Below are 19,804 nucleotides of genomic sequence, written 5' to 3'. Positions count from 1 at the left end.
GCATGCTCCGTTGTCGTATCGTCACTCAGTGGAACACGGATTGATGTTCACACAGCGTTCGCCCTGTAAAACGTCCTCGTGCCGCTTCGAACAGAACCTGCATGTCGTCGTAGAGCTTCTCGATACTTTCGTTCGTACGAAAGGTCGGGCTGCCGTTCGGCATGAACTCCGAGGAGTGGAGCGTGAATTGTACGTAGTCACGCCCCTCCGATTCCGCGATGTCCAGAACTTCGAGCAGATCCTTCAGGTTGCGGCCGTTCGGGCGCAGCCAGAACACCCGGTCCACGGACTTCCCGAGCATTTTCCTTGCCAGCCGCGCCGGAAGCGGACGGCGACGACGGATGATGGTCATCGGAATTTCCAGGAGCCGCGATTCCCCCGGCCTGTCGATCCGCTCGAGGTCGATCCGATAGGCGTGCTCGGGAAACGCCGAGAAGTCGGCCCCGCCCCGGCCGGTCGGCGAGCCGGGATGCGCAGCCCAGGAGACGTTCGGGGTCACCGAGCAGTCGACCAGGTAGCCCAGCGCCTCCAGCGCCCGGGCGGAGACGGCATCGAAGCCGAAGCGACCCGCGCGGTGGCTCAGGATCGGGATCTGGAAGGTATCCTCCAGGCATCGGGTCATGACCTCGATCTTCTGCCTGCGCACCGCCTCCGGGTACTCGAAGAGGTAGGGCTGATGGGTCGCATCGTCGGAGGAGAGCGGGGCGATGGGCGGCGAATCCCATCCGTGGAGGTGCATGCCGATCTCGGCGACGTTTCGGCGGAGGACGTCGCGGCCGAGTTCCTGGAAGGCCGGGCAGTTCGCCATCTCCCAGTTGGTCAGGTAGGTCGGACGCAGGTCATGGCGCTCGCATAGGTGCTGGAAACGCGGGAGCGTCTCGGCATTGCGGGTCTGCACCGGGTTGGGCCTCGACCAGACATCGTCGCCCTCGGTATCGATGGACAGCAGGAAGGACGGGCGCAGCGCGGCGGATCTGGTCTCCGACCTCATAGGGCTTGGCCTCATAGGGCTTGGGATGCCTCGGAGGCGCTGAGGGCCGAATCGCTGCGATTCATGAGTCTCTCTAACAAATGTCTGTAGGCATCCGCCATAGACTCCACGGAAAACCGCGTGGCCGAATGCGTGGCGGCTTCCGCGAAGCGCGCGCGCCGCTCCGGATCCGCCAGGGTCAGAACCGCCCGCGTCAGGCTCTCGTTCGAGCCGGGCTCGAACAGGAGGCCGTTGACCCCGTCCGCGACGATCTCGGATGTTCCGCCGATGGCCGGCATGATCATCGGGACGCCCATGGCGATGAATTCCAGCGCACTCAGGGGAAACGTCTCGGCGTGGGAGCACAGAACCCCGATGTCGGACGCCGCGATCCACGGCCTCACATCGGATTGCGAGCCCGTGAAGGTGACGATCGATCGAAGCCCCAGCGTCGCCGCGAGCGCCTCGATCGCCGGACGTGTGGGTCCGTCGCCGACGAACAGGAGCCGCACCGGCTGACCACGATCCAGCAGACTGCGGGCCGCGTGCAGCAGCTGCTCGTGATTTTTCTCGGGGCGGAAGGCCGCGACGAGGGCGAGGACCAGTTCGTCGTTCCGAAATCCCACCTCGGCCCGGACGCGGGCGCGGGCGGCCGGGTCGGGCTGAAAGCCCGCCAGGTCGACCCCGTTCGGGATGACCTCCATCCGCCGGGCGCTCAATCCGCGCTCCTGCCAGACCCGCTTCTGCGTCGCGCTCACGAAGACGATGGAATCGGCGAGACGCAGGGTCCACTTGAACAGGAAGAACCGCCGCATCTCCTTCTCGAGGAGGTACGTCGTGTGGAAGACGCTGATGACGCGGGCCCGCGTTGCCCCGAGGAGCCGAAGGACGACGGCGACGATCAGCGGCGTCTGGTTCACCCCGACGATGACGTCCGGCCGGAGCTTCTTGAGGGTGAACCAGAGCTTGAGCCAGCCCATGGGATCCGACATGCCGCGCAGGTTGCAGTAGATCGGGTCTTCCGCGCCCTTCGCCTCGGCCATTTCCTGCGACCAGGCCCGGCCATGAACGATGAGCGTGGTAGAAAAACCACGGATCCGCATCAGATTTCGCAGTTGAAGGGTATGACGTTCGGCGCCGCCGAGCGTCAGTGTGGGCAGAAAGAAAACGATCCTTCCCGCCTGACCTCGATCTGTGGCGCCTCTATTCGGGGCCGCTGTCCGGATATTCGGATGCTCGTCAAACATGATGCGCCGCTTGAGACCCGCGATCTACATTACTGGCGATGGATGATGTCGACCGCACTGTTCCAGATCGTAAGGGACGACCTCTTTTTGACTCGCTAACGCATGCAAACCAGCCGTCGGCGACATGGCTACATGACGTCACCATCTCCCAGCTGACGGGCGGCCGGCCAAGCCTCTACTATAGTGAAGCCGATTTGCCCATCGGCCCCTGCGTCGCGCGTAGTCGTCGCGGACGGTATCTCGGAACCCTACGGGACGTCCGAACCGGTGAGGGCGAAGGGGGATCGGGTCTGGAGGGCATCCAGGAATGCTGTCCTGGGCGTTCATACGGGCAGGCGTCCGATTCCGTCGGCGCCCGCGCGGGGATCGACGAAGCGCAGGACCCATCGGGTCGAGCTGCGGCGCCCTGCACCGGAGCGCGGGCCGCGCCCGCATCCACCGGGGGAGCACGGCGGCCGGGGACGGACGAGCGCCGCAGGCATGCGCCCGGTCCTCGACATCCGGGGATCTTGCCGGCGCTGCCCGACGGGCTGCTGGATCGGACACTTTGGCGAAGACTTCGGCGAAGACTTCGGCGAGCGCTTCGAGAAGCGTGCCGCCGGCACGATGGCGCGCGGCGGTGGATGCGCGGCCGGCGCGCCTCGGCCCTGCGGGGGACCTTCACGACATCGTGTTGCTCGGCGCGATCGAACCCGCCCGATCCCTTGCGTGAAACCGGACCGGTTCCGGGCGCCGCCGGGCGTCTCGCCGACGCCCGCCCGTGGCCCGAGGCCGCCCGCCCCGCGGGGCGGGCGGCGCCGCGATCGGATCAGCGTCCGATCAGCGCCGCATCCGAGGCGGGCACCGAGACGCTCCGGAACACCGCGCTGAGCTTGGCGAAGTCCGAAGTCGGGTGCTCGGCGACGTAGATGATGTCCTTGTTCCGGATGTACAGGTCGTTGGTGAGGAAGACGCCGGCGGCCTTGGTCCAGTTCGCCCGGTGGATCGTCGGGATCAGGTCTCCCTGGTAACTGGAGGTGTCGACGCCCATCGCCTGAAGGGCCTCGCGGGATTCGTAGCGGAGCAGGAAGATCGCGCCGGCATCGGCACGCAGACCGTCGAGACCGCCGCTCTTGGAGATGGCCTCGGCGAGGGTCACGTTGTCGTTGTCGAAGGTGAAGCGCCGGTTGTTCGTGCCGCCGATCGCACCGGGCGAGGGCGTCGAGCCGAGCACCATGAAGACCTTCTGCTCCCGCGAGACGTAGATGACGTCGCCGGGCCGGACCGCGACGTTCTGGGAGGCGTCCCGCACGATCGTGCTCAGCGACGATTGTCCGGTGGCGCCCCCGCGCTGGATCGTCACGATGGTCTCGTGGGCCGGATTGCGCGGACCACCGGCGCGCGCGATCGCCCCCAGCACCTTGAGGCCGCCGGGATCGAGCGGGATGCGCGCGGGCAGGTTCACCTCGCCGATCACGCTGATGTCGTTGCCGCGGCGCTCGGCGATGGAGACGACCACCTGCGGTTCGATGGCGCGGTTGCGGAGCTTCTGGACGATCTCGCTGGAGACGTCCTGCGCGGTGCGGCCGCTGACCTTGATGGTCCCGGCATAGGGGACGACGATGTTGCCGGCCGCGTCCACCTGCTGATTCGGAACCTGGACGAAGTTGCCGGCGCGGGACCCGGCTTCGCTCGGGATGAACAGGCCGCCCGACGCGGCCTCGAAGATCGTGATCGCCAGGATGTCGCCGTAGCCGATGAGTCCGGTCCGCGACGACCCGCGATCCATGAAGCCTCGGGAGAAAGCGGGATTCTTGGAGAGCGTGAACCGGTTCGACGCCTGGATCGCCTGTGCGCTGAGATCGACCAGCGCATAGCTGATGGTCGGGGCGGTCTCCTGGACGATCACGTCGGCGCTGTCGATGAAGCTGCTCTTCGTGGGGCCGTCCTTCGCGACGGGCTGGCAGGCTCCGACGCCGAGGCCCATCAGAAGGATTAGAACTACCGACCTCATTCACGAGTCTCCTGAATGCAACATGGAGCGCCGCATCTCATTCTACAAAATGTGGCCTAAAATCAGAAGAGCCCCAATGCGGCTTATCAATCTAGGCTTGACGGAGCTAGGCTGGGATTACAGGTATCCGCCCCACGGTTTCATTTGTCGACGACCGTTACCTTGCCGCAACAGGGAAATCGCGACTCGCGGGTACAATGAATCTGTCGACAGAGTGATTTTTTGATTTGTCTTCGTGGTATCCCGCGCTTAGGAAGTTGGCATGAACAGGATCTGTCTGCTTTTCGCAACCCTCATGGCGTGCTCGGTCGGGCTTCCGATCCATCAGGCGCGGGCTTCGGACCTGCGGGCGGATTACCCCCGCGGGTACGCGCCGCGGTTGCCCGTCCGTGCCGGCGCCATCGCGGTTCCGCCGTGCAAGGACGGCATCGTCCTGCTCCTGCGCTGTACCCCGCATGTCGAGGTTCCCCTGTATCCGGACGATGTCGCGGTCCTGAACCAGGTCGCGACGGCGCCGTTGCTGCGAGCCAAGCCCTACCGGCAACTGTATTCCTGGGATTAAGCAGGAACGGTCGGTGCTGGTGGGATACCGCACGACCCTCGGCGTCCTTCGGGTCGTTCGTTGAGAAGGTCATCATAGGCATTTGCTCTTAAAGAGCAGAAAAGACTTATGGTGAACAATCGTCCGTCCGTTACTGGTCCACGGTTCATTGGGCGTAGTCGTCGACGTCGCACCGGATGATTGCTCATCGGTGCGACGATGTCGGCGACCTCTTGGACAGGGTTCGACGGCGCGCCTCAGCGGCGCGGTTCGATCGTGATGCCGGTGGCGATGCCGCGCGGACCCATGCTGCCGCGCCAAGTCAGGCGCGTCGCCGGAACCTTGAGCCCGAACGCGGGCGAGACCCAGCCTCCCGACACGTTCGATTCCCCTGTGGATGCCGTGACCGTGCCGTGGCTTTCGAAGGTCAGGGCGACGAGCGGCAGGCCGTTCCGGCTCGCCCGCCACGCCCCGTCCGCCAGAATCAGATCGATTCCCGGGGCGAACTGGAACACCAAGTCGGCGGCCAGCGGCTCCGCCGGTGCCGGATCGAGGCGGTCGACGACCTTCAGGCCCGTGGGCGTCGCCGCGACGGTGCGGACATGGTCCGTGCCGAGGCGGCGGCGATAGCCGTCGTGGCTCGCCGTGACCGACCAGTTGTCCCCGGATTGCACATGCTCCACCCGGGCCTTGGCTTTGTGCGACCAGTTGAAGGGGCCGGAAATGGTGCTCTGGTCGAGGCCGGCCAGGGTCAGCGTGCTGTGTGCCGCCGTGCCGCGGAACCAGTCCCGCCACGGTCCGCCCGAATGGTAGAGGTAGGTCCCGGGGTCCACGATGACGGGTTCGCCGTCGAGGGTCAGCATGATGGAATTGGCGTCCGCGTGTCCGTGGGCGGCGATCGTCAGGTAACCGAGCGGGCCGTGGTCGATCACGAGGGTCAGGTCGCGCCCGCAGCGGGCCTCCCGCACCACGGTGAGCCCGCCCGTCGGAAAGGTCTCGAGTCCCAGGGGCCGGATGGTGCCGGCCCGCGGTGCCGCGAAGACCGCGTCCCGCAGTTCCGGATCCGGGGCGACGGGACCGAAGGGGGCCTGCCGGAGATGGCCCGCGATGGCGGCGGCGACCGAGGCGGGATAGGCGGTCTCCGGCGGATGGGTCAGGGTCAGCACGCGGCCCTCGTCGTCGTCGCCGATGGCTGGCACGGCGCCGCCGGGCGTCGCGAGGGTGCCGACGAACCGCGCGAACGCGGCGAGTCGCGTCTCGACGATGGCGCCGAGCGGGCGTCCCGCCGCCCGCCCCGCGGCGCTGGCGAGCATCAGCATCTCGGCGGTGAAGGCCCCGTAGGTCGGCGACTGCTCGGCGGGAACGCCGTCGTCGAGGATCTGGCTGGCGGCCTCCCGCTCCAGCGTCGCGCGGGCCTCGCTCTCGGCCCTGCGCGCTTCGCCGAGCTCCGGCATCGCCAGGGCGATCAGGAATTCCGCCATCGCCTCGGCGACGAGGTGGTTGTTGGCCGAACTGAACCGTGAGGGATAGCGCCGCAGCCAGTGGAGATGGGCCGCCAGCATCACGCGGATCCGCTCGGCGGTCGCGGGCGACAGGGCATCGCCGCAGAGGCTGGCGACGATCAGCAGCGAGACGGCCCGCAGGGCGAGCTCGATGCCCGAGTTCCAGCCCAGGCCCCGGAACGGCGGATTGGCCGCGTGCCAGCTCGCGACGGCCGCCTCGATGGCCGCCAGGGCGGCGCGGTCGCCCTCCAGCGCCACCAGGGCGGCGAGGGGCTGGAGGTGCTGCAGCCGGTTGAACTCCCAGACGTACTTGATGTCGCCCAGGGTCCGCTCGTGCCGGTAGGGGATGTCGAAGCAGAAGCGCTCCGCACCCGGCCAGACGCCGCCCGTCACCGGATCGAGCCGCCAGACCTCCGCCGGGAAGAGCTGCGACGACGACCGCTCCGGCCAGGCGACGCCGAGCGCGCTGAAGCGTCCGGCGAGGAGCGCGCGGCTTGCGGCGCGCACCGCCTCCGTCAGGTCCGGACTGGAATTCTCGAGAAACGCATCCCGCAAGCCCGGGATGACCGGAGCGGGGCCTGCCGTGACCGGGAACGACGTCCAGTCATAGCTGCGACGGCGCGAGAGCGACTTCTTGGCGACTTCGCCGACGCGGTGGGCGATCTCGGCGGGGCTCATCGCGGCGAGGCGGCCGATGTACCATTTGAGCGACATGGCTCGGGTCCCTCTTGAGGCGGCCTCCGGTGGGGAGGCGTGTCGGGGTCGGCGCCGAACGGGGCCGGCGGCGGAGCGGGAGGGCGGGCGTCAGCGCCGGCCGTGTGCGGCCGCCGTCTTCCAGGCGGCGATGAGCCGGCCGGTGTAATCGACGAATTCCAGCCGCTCCTCGAACAGGGCGCGGGCGTGGGTCGCCAGGGACTGGCGCAGGTCCGGCGCGTCGAGGAGGCGGCCCAGGGCAGTGGCGAGACCGGCCGCGTCGCCCGGCTGCACCAGGAGGCCGGTCTTTCCGTCCTCCACGATGTCCGGGACCGCTCCGACCGGCGTGCAGACCACCGGGGTCTCGCGGGCGAAGGCTTCGATCACCGACAGCGGCAGGTTCTCGTCGTAGGAGGGCAGGGTGAGGATGTCGGCCTCGCCCAGGAGCGCCTCGAAGGCCTCGCCCGAGATCCAACCGGGGATCGAGACCCGGTCGGTCAGGCCGAGCGCCGCCACCGCCTGCCGCGTCTTCTCGACGTCGCCGTCGCCCGCGAGGGTGGCCCGCCAGGGGCGGTCCTTCAGGAGGCCGAGGGCCGCGACGAGCTCGACGATGCCCTTCCGCTCGCCCAGGCGCCCGGCGAACAGGATGTGCAGCGGCCGTCCCGCCACGCGCTCCCGGCGGCCGGGGTCGCGGCTCGCGTTCGGCAGGACGAGGATGCGCTCGCACGCCTCGGGCACCTTCCCGCCGACATAGTCCCGCCAGACGCTGCCCAGGACCAGGATCCGCGCGCTGCCGGCGAACATCCGGGCGATGGCCCGGCTCACCGGCTTCGGAGCGCCGTCCCAGAACTGGCGGTAGCGCGATCCGTGCAGGTGGAGGACGTAGGGAAGGCGCAGCAGCCGGCAGAACGCGCCGATGACGAGCTTGCGATAGGTGCTTCCGGTCTGGGACAGGTTGATGTGGACGACATCGACGCGGCCTGTCAGCCGCCGCCGCAGGAGCGCGGCGAGCAGGCGGGCGATGTGGAGCGGCGCCGCGGCCTGGGAGCCCTGGCCCCGGCTCGTCAGGAAGGTCACCTCCGCCTCGGCGAATCGGGGCAGACGCAGCGACACCCGCAGCTCGTCCATCAACCGGTCGATCCCGCCGCGCCCGCCGCGGCCGAGCGGCGTCACGATGACGACCCGCAGGGGCTGCGGCCCGTCCCGTGTCTCCCGTCGTCCAGGTTCATCCATCCGGTCGGCTTCCCTTCGCATGAGCTTGCCACGGGCAGGCGCCGCCGAGGGAGGCAAGGCCGGGCCGTGACGCGGGTTTCGCGTCAGCGTGGCCGGACCCCTCCCGGCCCGGCGGCCGCTATCAACTGTTCTTGGATTTGATGCGCTGAGCCATGTCGGGAAAATCCCGGCCGATCAAGCGCCTCGACCAGATTTCGCTGTGAGCGGTGCGCCGGTGTTACCGGGTCGTGAGCCTGCGCGACGGACCGCGACACGATCCTGAGGTCACCCCGGTAGCGCTCGTGAGCCGGATGTCCCGCTCCCCCGAGCCGCACGAGCGCGGCACCGGCCTCAGCGCAGGACCGGGCTCCAGGGCACGAGCACCTCGCGGTAGCCGTCGGCGGTCCTCTCCAGGTGGGCGGCGGCCGGGAAGGGGTAGTGGAAGCCCTGGAGCAGGGTGCGGTCGGTCGCGATCCGGTCGTAGACCCGGCGCCGGGTGGCCTCGGCCATGGCCGGGTCCTGGTCGTACATCACGTGCCAGCCCGGATGGCGCGCGAACAGGACCGGCACGTTGGTGACGTCGGACTGCACGAACAGGCTGTCGCGCCCCGAGGCGAGCAGGAACGCGGTGTGACCGGGCGTATGCCCGGGCGTGCCCTGCGCCGTGAGGCCGGGAACGACCTCCCGCTCCCAGGCATAGGGCGTCACCTTGCGGCCGAGGCCGTCGAAGACCCGCCGGACGTTGCGGAACCCGTCCTGCATCCGGCCCGCCGGCGCCCGGCTCATGGCGCCGTCATCCATCCAATAGGCCCATTCGGGCTCCGGCACGAGGATCTCGGCGTTCGGGAATGCGGGCTTGCCCTCCGGCGTCAGCAGGCCGTTCACGTGGTCGCCGTGGAAATGGGAGATCACCACGGCGTCGATGGCGGCCCGGTCGAAGCCCGCCGCCTTCAGGTTGGTGTGGAACTGCCCCACGGCGCCTCCACTCGCCAGGAAGGCGGCCTCGCCGTTGCCGGTGTCGATGACGACGCGCCGGCCGGCCGTCTCGATCACCAGGGGGGTGAAGGGCACGGTGAGGGTCGCCCCGTCGCGAAAATCGGCCGTGAGCGCCGCCGATACGTCCGCGCGATCGGCGTTGAGCACGAAGCGCTCCGGGAGCGGCATGGTGTTGGCTCCGTCCGTCACCGCCGTGACGCGGACGTCGCCGACCCGGTAGCGGTAGAAACCGGGCGCCTGCGGCTCGACCGGCGCCGCGCCCGCCGCGGCTGCCGATGGGCCGGAGCCCGCCAGGGCGGCCGCCGCCAGGGTCGAGGCCAAGGTCGAGCCCAGGAGGCCCCGTCGCGTCGCCTCGGTCATCCACAAGCCTCCCCGTCGGCGGTCGTCCGCACCGGAGAACTGGATCCTTCCGGGCGGCCGTCAAGCGGCTGGCATGCCCGAGGCCTCGTCCCTCCGGGCGCGGAGCGCGGCGATCCAGGCCTCGGTGTCCTGGGCGCCCGACACCGCCCAGCGGCGGTCGACGATGAAGAACGGCACGCCACCGATCTGCATCTGTGCGGCCTGAGCCTCCAGGGCCGTGATCCGGGCGTCGAGCCCGCCATCCGTGCGCGCCTGCGCCCAGGCGGCGCCGTCGAGTCCGGCCGCGTCCGCGAGGCGCCGGAGCACCGCCGGATCGCCGACATCTTCGCCGGCCTGGAAATAGGCTCGGAACAGCCCGTCCACCGCGGCGTCTCCGCGGCCCCGGTCCTGCGCCGCCGCGATCAGCCGGTGGGCGTCGCGGGTGTTGGGGGTGACCTGCAGACGCTCGAACGCGAAGGTCAGGCCCTCCGCCCGCCCGAGCTCGGTCATCTGCGCGTCGAGGGCCGCGCTCCGCTCCGGGCCGAACTTGCGCGCCCGGTAGGTGGCACGGGGAAGGCCCTCGGCCGGCATGTCCGGGTTCAGCTCGAAGGGCAGCCATTCGAGGGTGGTGCTCGACCGCAGGTCGAGGGCGTCGAGAGCCCGCTCCAGCCGGTGCTTGCCGAGGAAGCACCAGGGGCAGATCACGTCCGAGAACACCGAGATCGTCAGGGACATCCGTGGTTCCTGGGATTCGGGCGTCACCGCGACGGCGTCGTCGCCAGGCGCCGGGCGGTCACGAAGCCGAGGCCGGCGATGACGGCGGCGCAGAGGCTGAGGGCGGTGAGCTGGCCGAGGCCCTGCAGCGCCCCGCCGAGGATCGCCACGCCGAGCGCCTGCCCGCAGAAGAACGAGAAGGCGTGCAGCGCCACGGCCGAGGCCCGGGCGGTCGGCGCCACCTCGGTCACCTGCACCTGGAAGGTGTTGTGAAGCATGTAAAAGCCGAGCCCCATGGCCACCAGGGCGGCGCAGTCGAGCTGCCAGGTTCCGGCCAGACCGATGGTGACGAGGGCGCCGGCGCAGATGAGGCCGCCGCCGATCAGCATGCGCGACAGGCCGAGGAAGCGCAGGAGCAGGCCGACCGAGAACGAGTAGAGCAGCCCCCCGGCGGCGAAGCCGGCCAGCGCCAGGCCGGCCTCGCGGGCGCCGCCCTCGCCCCGCGCCTCGATCAGCGGCGCGAGGTGGGGAAAGATCCCGAACACCGCGATCGCCTCGACGAACACGGCCCCGAACAGGATGCGGGCGCGCGGATTGCCCACGATCGTGCGGTAGCGCGCCACCGCCGTGCGGAAGTCCGGCCGCCGGGCCGGTGCCGCGGCGCTGCGGTCGAACCCGAAGAGGGCCGCGCCGCAGCCCAGGGCCGCCACCGCCGAGGTGATGGCGAAGACCCCGGCCCAGCCGATCGCTCCCTCGATCAGGCCCGCGAAGGTCGAACCGGAGAGCTGGCCGAGGATCACCGCCACGAGGAAGCGGCCGATGGCGACCTGCCGGCGCTCGATCGGGATGCGGTCGCCCATCAGCGCCAGCGCCAGGGGCACGACGCCGCCGGCGCTGCCCCCGGCGACCATCCGCAGGACGAACAGGGTGTCGAGGCTGGTGGTGAGCGCGCAAGCCGCCAGGGCCAGGGTGAGGATGGCGAGGCAGATCGCGATGATCCGCTCCTTGCCGAGCGCGTCGCCGATCGGGCCGAGGATCGGCTGGATCAGCGCGTAGGGCAGGGCGAAGGCGGTGGACAGTAGCGCCACCGTGTGGGGATCGCTGCGCAGGTCGCGGGCCAGCACGCCGACCAGCGGCTCGATGGAACGGCCCGCGAAGGTGCTGGCGAAGCCGGCGAAGGCCAGGATCACGATCAGGCGCGTGGTCGAGAACTCGGCCTTCAGGTCCGTGATCCTTGATGGCGGCGGGCGGAGGGACGTCGCGCAGGGCAGAGCCCGGGGATGGGCTTCGCCATACGCGGACGGGAGCGGCGCGTCGATCCCGGTTCCGGTGCGTCAGGCCTGGACGCCGGCCCGGGCCACGTCGCCGGCATCGGGCAGCTCGGCAATGCGCCAGCACAGGTCCATGACCCGCCGGACCTGGTCGTCGGGCAGGATGCCGTCCGCGAGGTCGGTGAACTTGGTCTCCAGCGCGGCGTCCGACATCGGTCGCTCGACGCTGCCGATGGCGTGCTCGATGCGCCGGGGCAGGCTGCGGCCGTCCTTCAGCACCACCGTGAGCTCGACCTGCTCGGGCCGGATCGCGGGGTCGACCACCGGCTTCACCCGGGCGCGCAGGGCCACGATGACGGGGTCGGTCACCGCCCGGTCGCTGAACTGCTTCTCGCCGCCGGCTCCCTCCACCAGCGCCACCGCGACGGCGTGGGTGATGCTGAACTTGCCCTCGAGGCCGGTGCGCGGCGCGGTCTTGCCGGTCAACTCGAGAACCAGGGGGTGGACCTTCATGTCGACCCGCTCGATCGCGTCGGCGGTGAGGTGGTTCTCGTTGCGCAGCTGCACCGCCGCGTCGATGGCCGGGTGCATGACGATGCCGCAGGCGAAGGGCTTGTAGGTGTTGAGCGCCGCCTCGTAGCGGGTGCCGAGGCCTTCCGTGATCTCGCGGTAATCCTGCTTCGTCGAGATGGTGTTGGCCCAGCCGCGCTTCGCCTCGATCATCCCGTCCGAGCTCGTGTAGTTCTTCGCGGCGAGGATCGCGGCGAACAGGCCGTTCGAGGCGGCCCGGCCCGGATTGAAGCTCTTGTTCATGGAGCCGAAGGACTCGCGCAGGCCCACCGGCTGCGAGGCGGCGAGCCCGAGCGCCCAGACCATCTGCTGCTCACTCAGGCCCATCAGCTTGCCCGTCGCGGCCGCCGCGCCGAACACCCCGGCGGTGCCGGTGATGTGCCAGCCCACATCGTAATGGTTCGGGTAGACCGCGTTGCCGATCCGGCATTCCGTCTCGACGCCCAGCACCAGGGCGTTGAGGAAATCCGCCCCCGAGACCGGGTTCATCTCGGCATAGGCGAGGATCGCCGAGGCGACCGGGCCGGCCGGGTGGATCACGGTCTTCAGGTGGGTGTCGTCGTAGTCGAAGATGTGGCTGGCGACGCCGTTGAGGAAGGCGGCGTTCATGATGTCGAAGCGCTCGGGGCGCCCGAACAGCCCGGCCTGGGGCGGACCGGAGAACGGCTTCAGGGCCGAGACCGCGACGTCCAGAGTCGCGTGATGCGATCCGCCGATGGCGACGCCGACCCAGTTCAGCAGGGTGCGCGTGCCCTCGCGGCGGACCGCTTCGGGCAGATCCGCGTAGCGCGCGCCGACGACGTAGCGGGCGAGGATCCGGGTGACCTCCGGCGGCACCGGCTTCGGGTCCGGCCTGATCTCGGCTGCCGCCAGCGCGGGAGGCGCGAGGCTGCCGGCCCCCACGAGGGCGAGGCTCGCGGACCCGAGCAGGACACGGCGGTCGATCGTGGGCACGGGCATGGATCTCTCCCTCTCGATTCTTGCGGCCGGCGCCCAAGTGGACGCCGCCGTGCCGGGCGCGCCCGGGGCCGAGGCCGTCGGAGGGACCGGAATCGAGGGATAACCGCATCGCCGCGGCAACGGCTCCCGCCCGATGCGGGCTGCCCACGGCTTTTACGCGCCGGAAACAAGATTTCGCGATTCGGGCGGCGCATCCGGGGAGCGGAGGAGGGAGCACAGCGTGGAACGCGCGGGATCTCGAAAGGATCGAGCGCGGCTAGGTCTTCGTGCTCTGGCGCAGATCTTCGTGCTCCGGGGACGGAGACCTGATCCTTCCGGGACGCTTGGCGCCGGGAACGTCCGGCCTCCCGGTCTTCAGGGCTTGGACGCCGCCTGCGTCGCCGTCAGGTCGATGTCGACGCCGACCTCCAGGGCGACCCATTGGCCCGAGGCCCAGGGTCCCTGGCCGACGCCGAACTGCGTGCGCACGAGGTCGAGATGGCCCACCGCGCGGGCCGTGGCTCGCTCGCGCGTCAGGCGGAAGGGCAGGACCGCGTCGCGGCGGATGCCGCGGATCGTCAGGCTGCCGACGGCCTCGTAGGCGTCCCCGCCCCTGGCGACGAACCGGGTCGCCTCGAACCGGGCCTGCGGCATGGCCTTGACGTCGAACCACTCCGCCTGGGGCAGCGAGGCGTCGCGCTGGGCGTCGCCGGTCTCGGCGCTCGCCAGGTCGATGTCGACCACGGCGTGCCCGGTCTCCGGGGCGGCGGGGTCGAAGTCGATCTGCGCGGAGAATCGCTTGAACCGGCCCTGGAAGGGCGCGCCGACCTGGACGCCCGAGAACCCGATCCGGCTCCTGGCCGCATCGACCGTCCAGGCCGCGGCCTCGGCGCGGGCGGGAAGGGCCAGGGGTGCGACCGCGAGGGCGGTCGCGACGGCGAGACGAACGACGGTCATGGCTGGGCTCCGGACTTGAGCGGGGCGCGGGGCAGCATCCGCCGGAGCGTGTCGTCGCGCAGCACGAGGTGATGGCGCAGGGCGGCGCCGACATGGAGCAACAGAAGGCCGACGAGGAACCAGGCCCCCCAGGCATGGACCTGCTTCAGCAGCGCCTCCACGGCGGCCTTGTTCGTCAGTTCCGGCAGCACCGGCAAGTGCGGCCAGGGCAGGATTCCGTAGAGCACGGTCGGCAGGTTGAAGGGCGAGGCCGAGACCACGGCCCAGCCGGCGAGCGGCAGGCCGAGGAGCAGCCCGTACAGCAGGGCGTGGGCCGCGTGCGCGCCGGCCCGCTCCCGGGCCGGCAGCGTCGCGGGCAGGGCCGGCGGCCGGTGGGCCAGCCGCCAGCCGAGGCGCAGCAGCGTCAGGGCTAGCACCGTGATGCCGACCGACTTGTGCCACTGGTAGAGCTGGAACCGGCGCATCGGCGCCAGATCCGCGTGGGTCATGGCGAGACCGATCGCGATCAGCCCCAGTACCGCCAGCGCGCTGAGCCAGTGCAGCGCGATGGCGATGCGGGTGTAGCGCGGCGGGGGCACGGCGCGGGCGGTCCCGATCATGACGCTCTTCCTTCGGCCGGGTGGACGGCGCGCCCTACTCCTTGCGCTCGAAGGCGCCCGCGATGGTGAGGTGCAGGTCGTCGCCGATCAGCGGCACGTAGGTCTTCACGCCGAACTCCGAGCGCTTGATCGTGCCGGTGGCCTCGAAGCCCACGGTGACCTTCTTGTTCAGCGGGTTCACGCCGGCGCCCACCAGGGTGACGTTCAGCGTCACCGGCTTCGTCACGCCGTGCAGGGTCAGGTCGCCGGTGACCTTCGCCTTGTCCTTGCCCTCGGGGGCGACCTTCGTGGAGACGAAGGTCATCTCGGGAAACTTGCCCGCGTCGAGCCACTGGTCGCCCTTGAGCTCGCCGGTCAGCTTCTCGCTGGTCGTCGTCACGGACGCCACCGGGATCTTGATGGACAGCTTCGAGGCGGCGGGGGTCTTCGGCTGCAGCTCCAGGGTGCCGGACACGTCCGAGAAGCCGCCCGAGTAGTTCGAGAAGCCCATATGCGAGACCGTCCAGCCGACCTGGGTGTGGCCCGGATCGACCGCGTAGGTCCCGGCCTGGATCTGGGCCGGGTCGCGGGTCGGCGGGGTCTGGGCGAGGGCGGGCGCGGCGAGCGCGAGGGTCAGGGCGACGAGAGACGAGGAGAGACGGATCACGGGCTTCACTCCGAGGATGAGGGCGCCGGGGACGGTGACACCCTGGGCGCCGGTTCGGTGCAGCGCAGATAGGCGCCTTCCCGGCGGTGCGATAGCGCGCTAATCGGGGACACATGGTTGCGCATCTGGAAACCTTCGCCGGAAACCTCGACGATGTCCGCGCCTTCTGCGCGGTGGTCGACCTCGGCAGCATGACCCAGGCCGGCGCCTTCCTGCGCGAGACCAAGGGCAGCGTCAGCCGGCGCGTCGCCCGCCTGGAGACGGTGCTGAAGGTGACCTTGCTGGCGCGCACGCCGCGGGCGGTCTCGCCCACCGCCGAGGGGCTCGCCTTCCACGCCCGGGCCCTGGAGAGCCTCGCCCTGCTCGACGAGGCCCTGCAGACGGCGCGGGGCGCCCGCACCCTGCCGCGGGGACACCTGCGCGTGACGGCCTCGATCGATTTCGGCGTCGAGGTGCTGCCGGACCTCGTGGCGAGCTTCCGGGCCAGGCACCCGCAGATCACCCTCGAACTCCTCATCACCGACAGCCGCCTCGATCTCGCCGCCAATCGGGTCGACCTCGCGCTCCGCCTCGGCGGCGGCGACCATCCCGACAGCGGCTACACCGCTCCGATCCTGGCCGACCTGACGATCGGCCTCTACGCGGCCCCGGCCTATCTGGCGCAGCGCCCGGGCCCGGTCGACATCGCCGCGCTGTCGGCACACGACGTGGTGCTCGCCCGCGAGCGCCTCGGCGCCACCCAGATCCTCGTCTCGGACGCCGAGGGACGGGAGGCCGGGATCACCCTGCGCCCGGCCGTGCGGGCCACGGATTTCGCCACGGTGCTGCGCCTGACCCTGGCCGGGGCCGGCATCGGCCATATCCCGAGCCTCGTCGCGGCGCGGTCCCTGGTCCGGGGCGATCTCGTGCGCGTCCTTCCCGACTGGGCGAGCCGGGGCGGGACCCTGCGCGCCGTCACCCTCGCGGGCCGCGAACTTCCCGCGCGGGTGCGCCTGTTCCGCGAGCACGTCCGCACGGAGCTGGCCCGGCAGGCCGCGACCTGCCCCATGGCCGGGCTCGATCGTCCTACACCTGTCCCGGCATCGGTGACGACCTATAACGAGACTTCAGGCAGAGTGTGATCCCGGGAGGGCGAACCCCTCGCGGCGGCGTTCCGGCGACGAGCGGTCCGGCGGGGTCTCGGCATGGTGCGAGAAGAGGAAGAGGGTCAGGACTGGCGCTCGGTCAGCACCCGCGCCCTGAATCCGGAGGAATTGGCGGAGGCGCGCCAGCGCGCGCACGAGCCCGGCCGCGGCCGGGGCGCGACCGACCCCGTCGAGATCCCCAAGGCCGGCTGGCGGGATATCCTCTGGCGGGTGTTCTGGGCCATGCCGCAGGACCGGGTGCTGACCACGGCGGGCGGCGTCGCCTTCTTCGCCCTGCTGGCGGTCTTCCCCGGCCTCGTCGCGGTGGTGTCGATCTACGGGCTGTTCTCGGACCCCCACGTCATCAGCCAGCACGTCAGCCTGCTGGCGGACATCCTGCCGCCGGGCGCCCTCGAGCTGTTCTCGGACCAACTGGTGCGGATCGCGCAGCGCAGCACCGGCTCCTTGAGCACCACGTCGGGCATCAGCCTGCTGATCGCCCTCTGGAGCGCCAATTCCGGGGTGAGCGCGCTCTTCGACGCCCTCAACGTGATCTACAAGGAGCGGGAGAAGCGCACCCTGATCCGCTTCTACGCCACCACCTTCCTGTTCACGATCACCAGCGTGGTGTTCTTCCTCGTCTCCACCAGCGCGGTGGTGCTGCTGCCGGCGATCCTCGACCGCCTCGGCTTCATCACCGCCACCGACACCATCCTGCAGATCGTGCGCTGGCCGGCTCTCCTCGGCGTCGTCACCCTCAGCCTGTCGCTGATCTACCGCTACGGCCCCAGCCGGAACCGGGCGAAGTGGCGCTGGGTGACCTGGGGCAGCAGCCTCGCGGCCCTGCTCTGGGTCACCGCCTCGGGGGTGTTCTCCTGGTACGTGGCGAGCTTCGACAGCTACAACCGCATCTACGGGTCGCTGGGGGCCGGCATCGGGTTCATGACCTGGATGTGGCTGTCCATCGTCATCGTCCTCGTGGGCGCCGAGATCAATTCGGAGATGGAGCGCCAGACCGGCTGCGACAGCACCGAGGGTCGGCCGAAGCCCCTGGGGGTCCGCCAGGCCTTCGCCGCCGACAGCGTGGGGCCGAGCCAGGAGTGAGCTGCGGCACGCCGGCGCCCGGGAACAGCGCCGAGGCCGGGCGGGTTGCCCGACGGCGAAACGTCGGGAGTGGCGAATGGCCGGATCACAACACGCACGACCCTCCCGGCCCGGCGGCGCCGCGCCGGCGCCGCGCCCGTGGTGAGTGCCGCCCCGGTCCTCGCCCGGCAGGACCTCGCCCGGCTGATCGCCCTGGGGCGGCAGAAGGGCGAGCTCTCCCCGGCCGACCTGCAGGCGGCCCTGCCGATCCAGAGCATGAGCGCCGAGGCGATCGCCCAGGTGGTGCTGGACCTCGACGCCGCCGGCATCGCGGTGGAGCTGGAGGACCTGCTGCCCGGGCGGGCGCATCCCGATGGGATAGCGCCGGTGCCCATCGCCCCGGCGCCCGGACTGCCCTCCCACGACGCCGCCTCGGTGGCGCCGCGCCCGGTCCCGCCTCCCGCCCGAGGGGCGGAGGCGACCGTCACCGCCGACGGGGACGCGGCCGGAGCGGCGTCTCCGGCCGAGAGCCGGCGGGTCAGGTCGGCGGTGCTGGTGGCGGGCCTGATCGTGCTGGTGCTGATGGGAGCCGCCCTGATCGCCCTCGGACACTGACACCCGGCACGCGGGAGGCCGACATGGATATCCAGACCACCATCGCGCGGGCGATCATCGCCGAACTCGAGCGCCAGGCCGAGGTGAGCGAGCAGGGCCTGAGCGTCGAGGCCGGCGAACCGGGCTTCCTGACGCTCGACGGCCGGGTCAACCTCGACGAGCTCATCATGGTGATCGAGGGCGCCCTGGCGGGCGGCCCCTGAGGGCGGGGCGCCCACGACCGGAACGCGCCTCCGGGCGATTGGAAACGCGCCCTCGCGCGAGAAGGACCGTGCCGCGATGAAAGCCGAGATCCTCAGCCTGCGGACCCTCCACGAGGGCTGGAGCCGCTTCTCCCTGGCTCGCGTCCGCCTCGCCGACGGCAGCGAGGCCGAGCGCGAGATCGAGGACCACGGCAATTCGGTCGGGGTGCTGCCCTACGATCCCGCCCGCCGGGTCGCGACCCTGGTGCGCGAGCTGCGCGTGCCGGCGCTCTACGTCGCCGGCGAGCAGAGCCAGCTCGAGGCCCCGGCCGGCCTGATCGACGACGGCACGCCCGAGGAGAATGCCCGGCGGGAGGTGCTGGAGGAGGCGGGCCTGCGCCTGGGCGACCTCGACTTCGTCGGCGCCACCTATTCCTGCGGGGGCATCTCGACGGAGCGGATCCACCTGTTCCTGGCCGCCTACGCCGCGGCCGACCGGGTCGAGGGCGGCGGGGGCGCGGACGGCGAGCACGAGAACATCCGGGTCGTCGAGCTGCCGCTGGCCGACCTCGCCCGGATGGCCGATCGCTGCGAATTCACCGACCTCAAGACCCTGACCCTGGTCCTCGCCCTGCGCGCCCGCCGGCCCGACCTGTTCGAGGACTGAGCTTCTCGCCTCAGACCGCGTCGCCGATGACGCCCGCCTCGTCCTGGGCCTGCAGCACGTCGGGACGGGGCATCGAGATGATGTTGTAGCCGGAATCGACGAAGTGGATCTCGCCGGTGACGCCGCCCGAGAGGTCCGAGAGCAGGTACATCGCCGAGCCGCCGACCTCCTCCTGGGTCACCGTGCGGCGCAGGGGGGCATGCGCCTTCTGGTGGTTGAACATCAGGCGGGCGTCGGCGATGCCGGCGCCGGCCAGGGTCCGCATCGGACCCGCCGAGAGGGCGTTGACCCGGATGCCGTCCGGCCCGAGATCCCCGGCGAGGTAGCGCACGGAGGCCTCGAGGGCGGCCTTGGCGACACCCATGACGTTGTAGTTCGGCATGATCCGGGTGGAGCCGCCATAGGTCAGCGTCAGGAGCGAGCCGCCGCGCGGCATCCGCCTGGCCGCGCGCTGGGCGATCTCGGTGAAGGAGAAGCAGGAGATCGTCATCGTCCGCGAAAAATTCTCGCGGGTGGTCACGTCCACGTAGCGGCCCTTGAGCTGTCCCTTGTCGGAGAACCCGATGGCGTGGACGACGAAGTCGAGGCCCTCGGGGAAGCGGGTGTCCAGGGCCGTGAACAGCGCGTCGACGCTGGCGATGTCCTCGACATCGCAGGGCAGGACGATGTCCGAGCCGACGGAGGCCGCCAGCGGCGTCACCCGGCGCCCGAGCGCGTCGCCCTGGTAGGTGAAGGCCAGTTCGGCTCCGTGGCGGTGCAGGACCTTGGCGATGCCCCAGGCGATCGAGTGGTCGTTGGCGACCCCCATGATGAGGCCGCGCTTTCCCGCCATCAAACCCGTCATGCACTTCTCCCGGTCGCGGACCCTGGGCCCCTCGGACCCGTCATCGTTGGCCTGAGGCTTAGCGCGGGGCTCGTGACTCTGTCCAATCCGGGCAGGTCCC

At 70.6% G+C, this 19,804-nt stretch carries 20 protein-coding genes; 7 read left to right on the top strand and 13 right to left on the bottom strand.

The annotated features are described in order from the left end of the window. Positions 1-25: 25 nt before the first annotated feature. Positions 26-991 carry a hypothetical protein gene (locus ASF49_RS10150; protein ID WP_056471651.1) on the bottom strand — a complete coding sequence of 322 codons (966 nt, stop codon included), beginning with the start codon at positions 989-991 and terminating at the stop codon, positions 26-28. 11 nt (positions 992-1,002) lie between these two features. Continuing rightward, positions 1,003-2,073, bottom strand: coding sequence for a glycosyltransferase (locus ASF49_RS10145; protein WP_056471647.1), 1,071 nt, complete (start codon positions 2,071-2,073; stop codon positions 1,003-1,005). Here ASF49_RS10145 and ASF49_RS24065 point away from each other — a divergent pair. After that, positions 2,035-2,316 (top strand): hypothetical protein, encoded by a 282-nt coding sequence (locus tag ASF49_RS24065; RefSeq protein WP_162240966.1) that lies wholly within the window; start codon positions 2,035-2,037, stop codon positions 2,314-2,316. The two genes, ASF49_RS10145 and ASF49_RS24065, sit on opposite strands and share 39 nt — an antisense overlap. 709 nt (positions 2,317-3,025) lie before the next feature. On the opposite strand, the gene ASF49_RS10140 is transcribed toward ASF49_RS24065, so the two are convergent. Then, on the bottom strand, positions 3,026-4,210 hold the full coding sequence (locus ASF49_RS10140; protein WP_082511098.1) for a polysaccharide biosynthesis/export family protein: 1,185 nt from the start codon (positions 4,208-4,210) through the stop codon (positions 3,026-3,028). Between the two features lie 379 nt (positions 4,211-4,589). On the opposite strand from ASF49_RS10140, the gene ASF49_RS24060 reads away from it, so the two are divergent. Beyond that, positions 4,590-4,772, top strand: a complete 183-nt coding sequence (locus tag ASF49_RS24060) for a hypothetical protein (protein WP_162240968.1) — start codon at positions 4,590-4,592, stop codon at positions 4,770-4,772. A 236-nt stretch (positions 4,773-5,008) separates the two neighbouring features. Here the strand turns inward: ASF49_RS24060 and ASF49_RS10130 are convergent, their stop codons facing one another. From ASF49_RS10130 to ASF49_RS10090, 9 genes are all read right to left on the bottom strand, one after another. Further along, positions 5,009-6,967: a heparinase II/III family protein gene (locus ASF49_RS10130; RefSeq protein ID WP_056471638.1), complete on the bottom strand. Its 1,959-nt coding sequence runs from the start codon at positions 6,965-6,967 to the stop codon at positions 5,009-5,011. A 90-nt stretch (positions 6,968-7,057) separates the two neighbouring features. Further along, entirely contained in the window at positions 7,058-8,179 is a 1,122-nt protein-coding gene (locus ASF49_RS10125) for a glycosyltransferase family 4 protein (RefSeq protein WP_056471636.1), read from the bottom strand. 330 nt (positions 8,180-8,509) lie between these two features. Beyond that, the gene (locus ASF49_RS10120) at positions 8,510-9,514 is read right to left on the bottom strand and encodes an MBL fold metallo-hydrolase (RefSeq protein ID WP_056471633.1); all 1,005 of its coding nucleotides are present in this window, start codon (positions 9,512-9,514) and stop codon (positions 8,510-8,512) included. 60 nt (positions 9,515-9,574) lie between these two features. Next, the gene (locus ASF49_RS10115) at positions 9,575-10,228 is read right to left on the bottom strand and encodes a DsbA family oxidoreductase (protein WP_056471630.1); all 654 of its coding nucleotides are present in this window, start codon (positions 10,226-10,228) and stop codon (positions 9,575-9,577) included. Between the two features lie 23 nt (positions 10,229-10,251). Then, positions 10,252-11,439: an MFS transporter gene (locus tag ASF49_RS10110; RefSeq protein WP_200930040.1), complete on the bottom strand. Its 1,188-nt coding sequence runs from the start codon at positions 11,437-11,439 to the stop codon at positions 10,252-10,254. 102 nt (positions 11,440-11,541) lie between these two features. Further along, positions 11,542-13,008, bottom strand: a complete 1,467-nt coding sequence (locus ASF49_RS10105; protein ID WP_056471618.1) for an MmgE/PrpD family protein — start codon at positions 13,006-13,008, stop codon at positions 11,542-11,544. Positions 13,009-13,362: 354 nt separating this feature from the next. Beyond that, positions 13,363-13,944: a YceI family protein gene (locus tag ASF49_RS10100; RefSeq protein ID WP_056471615.1), complete on the bottom strand. Its 582-nt coding sequence runs from the start codon at positions 13,942-13,944 to the stop codon at positions 13,363-13,365. Beyond that, positions 13,941-14,543 (bottom strand): cytochrome b, encoded by a 603-nt coding sequence (locus tag ASF49_RS10095; RefSeq protein WP_056471609.1) that lies wholly within the window; start codon positions 14,541-14,543, stop codon positions 13,941-13,943. The genes ASF49_RS10100 and ASF49_RS10095 overlap by 4 nt, the downstream gene beginning before the upstream one ends. Positions 14,544-14,577: 34 nt before the next feature. Beyond that, positions 14,578-15,186 carry a YceI family protein gene (locus tag ASF49_RS10090; protein WP_431739899.1) on the bottom strand — a complete coding sequence of 203 codons (609 nt, stop codon included), beginning with the start codon at positions 15,184-15,186 and terminating at the stop codon, positions 14,578-14,580. 116 nt (positions 15,187-15,302) lie between these two features. Here ASF49_RS10090 and ASF49_RS10085 point away from each other — a divergent pair, with 116 nt between their 5' ends. From ASF49_RS10085 to ASF49_RS10065, 5 genes are all read left to right on the top strand, one after another. Beyond that, positions 15,303-16,310: a LysR family transcriptional regulator gene (locus ASF49_RS10085; protein WP_082511094.1), complete on the top strand. Its 1,008-nt coding sequence runs from the start codon at positions 15,303-15,305 to the stop codon at positions 16,308-16,310. Positions 16,311-16,373: 63 nt separating this feature from the next. Further along, positions 16,374-17,417 carry a YihY/virulence factor BrkB family protein gene (locus ASF49_RS10080; RefSeq protein ID WP_056471604.1) on the top strand — a complete coding sequence of 348 codons (1,044 nt, stop codon included), beginning with the start codon at positions 16,374-16,376 and terminating at the stop codon, positions 17,415-17,417. 141 nt (positions 17,418-17,558) lie between these two features. Further along, the gene (locus tag ASF49_RS10075; protein ID WP_082511164.1) at positions 17,559-18,011 is read left to right on the top strand and encodes an RNA polymerase sigma factor region1.1 domain-containing protein; all 453 of its coding nucleotides are present in this window, start codon (positions 17,559-17,561) and stop codon (positions 18,009-18,011) included. A 23-nt stretch (positions 18,012-18,034) separates the two neighbouring features. Then, complete coding sequence (locus tag ASF49_RS10070; RefSeq protein WP_056471594.1) at positions 18,035-18,214, top strand: hypothetical protein; 180 nt, start codon at positions 18,035-18,037, stop codon at positions 18,212-18,214. A gap of 76 nt (positions 18,215-18,290) precedes the next feature. Continuing rightward, complete coding sequence (locus ASF49_RS10065; RefSeq protein ID WP_056471591.1) at positions 18,291-18,860, top strand: NUDIX domain-containing protein; 570 nt, start codon at positions 18,291-18,293, stop codon at positions 18,858-18,860. A 10-nt stretch (positions 18,861-18,870) separates the two neighbouring features. On the opposite strand, the gene fabI is transcribed toward ASF49_RS10065, so the two are convergent. Further along, positions 18,871-19,704, bottom strand: a complete 834-nt coding sequence (fabI, locus tag ASF49_RS10060; protein ID WP_056471588.1) for an enoyl-ACP reductase FabI — start codon at positions 19,702-19,704, stop codon at positions 18,871-18,873. Positions 19,705-19,804 lie beyond the last annotated feature (100 nt).

The sequence above is a fragment of the Methylobacterium sp. Leaf104 genome, assembly GCF_001422885.1.
Classification (GTDB): Bacteria; Pseudomonadota; Alphaproteobacteria; order Rhizobiales; family Beijerinckiaceae; genus Methylobacterium.
This window is presented reverse-complemented; position numbering and strand designations above follow the sequence as displayed.

Coding starts and splice junctions, on each gene's coding strand:
- ASF49_RS10080 (WP_056471604.1), top strand. CDS start 16,374: ATGGTGCGAGAAGAGGAAGAGGGTCAGGACTGGCGCTCGGTCAGCACC.
- ASF49_RS10115 (WP_056471630.1), bottom strand. CDS start 10,228: ATGTCCCTGACGATCTCGGTGTTCTCGGACGTGATCTGCCCCTGGTGC.
- ASF49_RS10120 (WP_056471633.1), bottom strand. CDS start 9,514: ATGACCGAGGCGACGCGACGGGGCCTCCTGGGCTCGACCTTGGCCTCG.
- ASF49_RS10150 (WP_056471651.1), bottom strand. CDS start 991: ATGAGGTCGGAGACCAGATCCGCCGCGCTGCGCCCGTCCTTCCTGCTG.
- ASF49_RS10100 (WP_056471615.1), bottom strand. CDS start 13,944: ATGACCGTCGTTCGTCTCGCCGTCGCGACCGCCCTCGCGGTCGCACCC.
- ASF49_RS10070 (WP_056471594.1), top strand. CDS start 18,035: ATGGATATCCAGACCACCATCGCGCGGGCGATCATCGCCGAACTCGAG.
- ASF49_RS10125 (WP_056471636.1), bottom strand. CDS start 8,179: ATGGATGAACCTGGACGACGGGAGACACGGGACGGGCCGCAGCCCCTG.
- fabI (WP_056471588.1), bottom strand. CDS start 19,704: ATGACGGGTTTGATGGCGGGAAAGCGCGGCCTCATCATGGGGGTCGCC.
- ASF49_RS10130 (WP_056471638.1), bottom strand. CDS start 6,967: ATGTCGCTCAAATGGTACATCGGCCGCCTCGCCGCGATGAGCCCCGCC.
- ASF49_RS10065 (WP_056471591.1), top strand. CDS start 18,291: ATGAAAGCCGAGATCCTCAGCCTGCGGACCCTCCACGAGGGCTGGAGC.
- ASF49_RS10095 (WP_056471609.1), bottom strand. CDS start 14,543: ATGATCGGGACCGCCCGCGCCGTGCCCCCGCCGCGCTACACCCGCATC.
- ASF49_RS10085 (WP_082511094.1), top strand. CDS start 15,303: ATGGTTGCGCATCTGGAAACCTTCGCCGGAAACCTCGACGATGTCCGC.
- ASF49_RS24065 (WP_162240966.1), top strand. CDS start 2,035: ATGAACGATGAGCGTGGTAGAAAAACCACGGATCCGCATCAGATTTCG.
- ASF49_RS10145 (WP_056471647.1), bottom strand. CDS start 2,073: ATGCGGATCCGTGGTTTTTCTACCACGCTCATCGTTCATGGCCGGGCC.
- ASF49_RS10105 (WP_056471618.1), bottom strand. CDS start 13,008: ATGCCCGTGCCCACGATCGACCGCCGTGTCCTGCTCGGGTCCGCGAGC.
- ASF49_RS10140 (WP_082511098.1), bottom strand. CDS start 4,210: ATGAGGTCGGTAGTTCTAATCCTTCTGATGGGCCTCGGCGTCGGAGCC.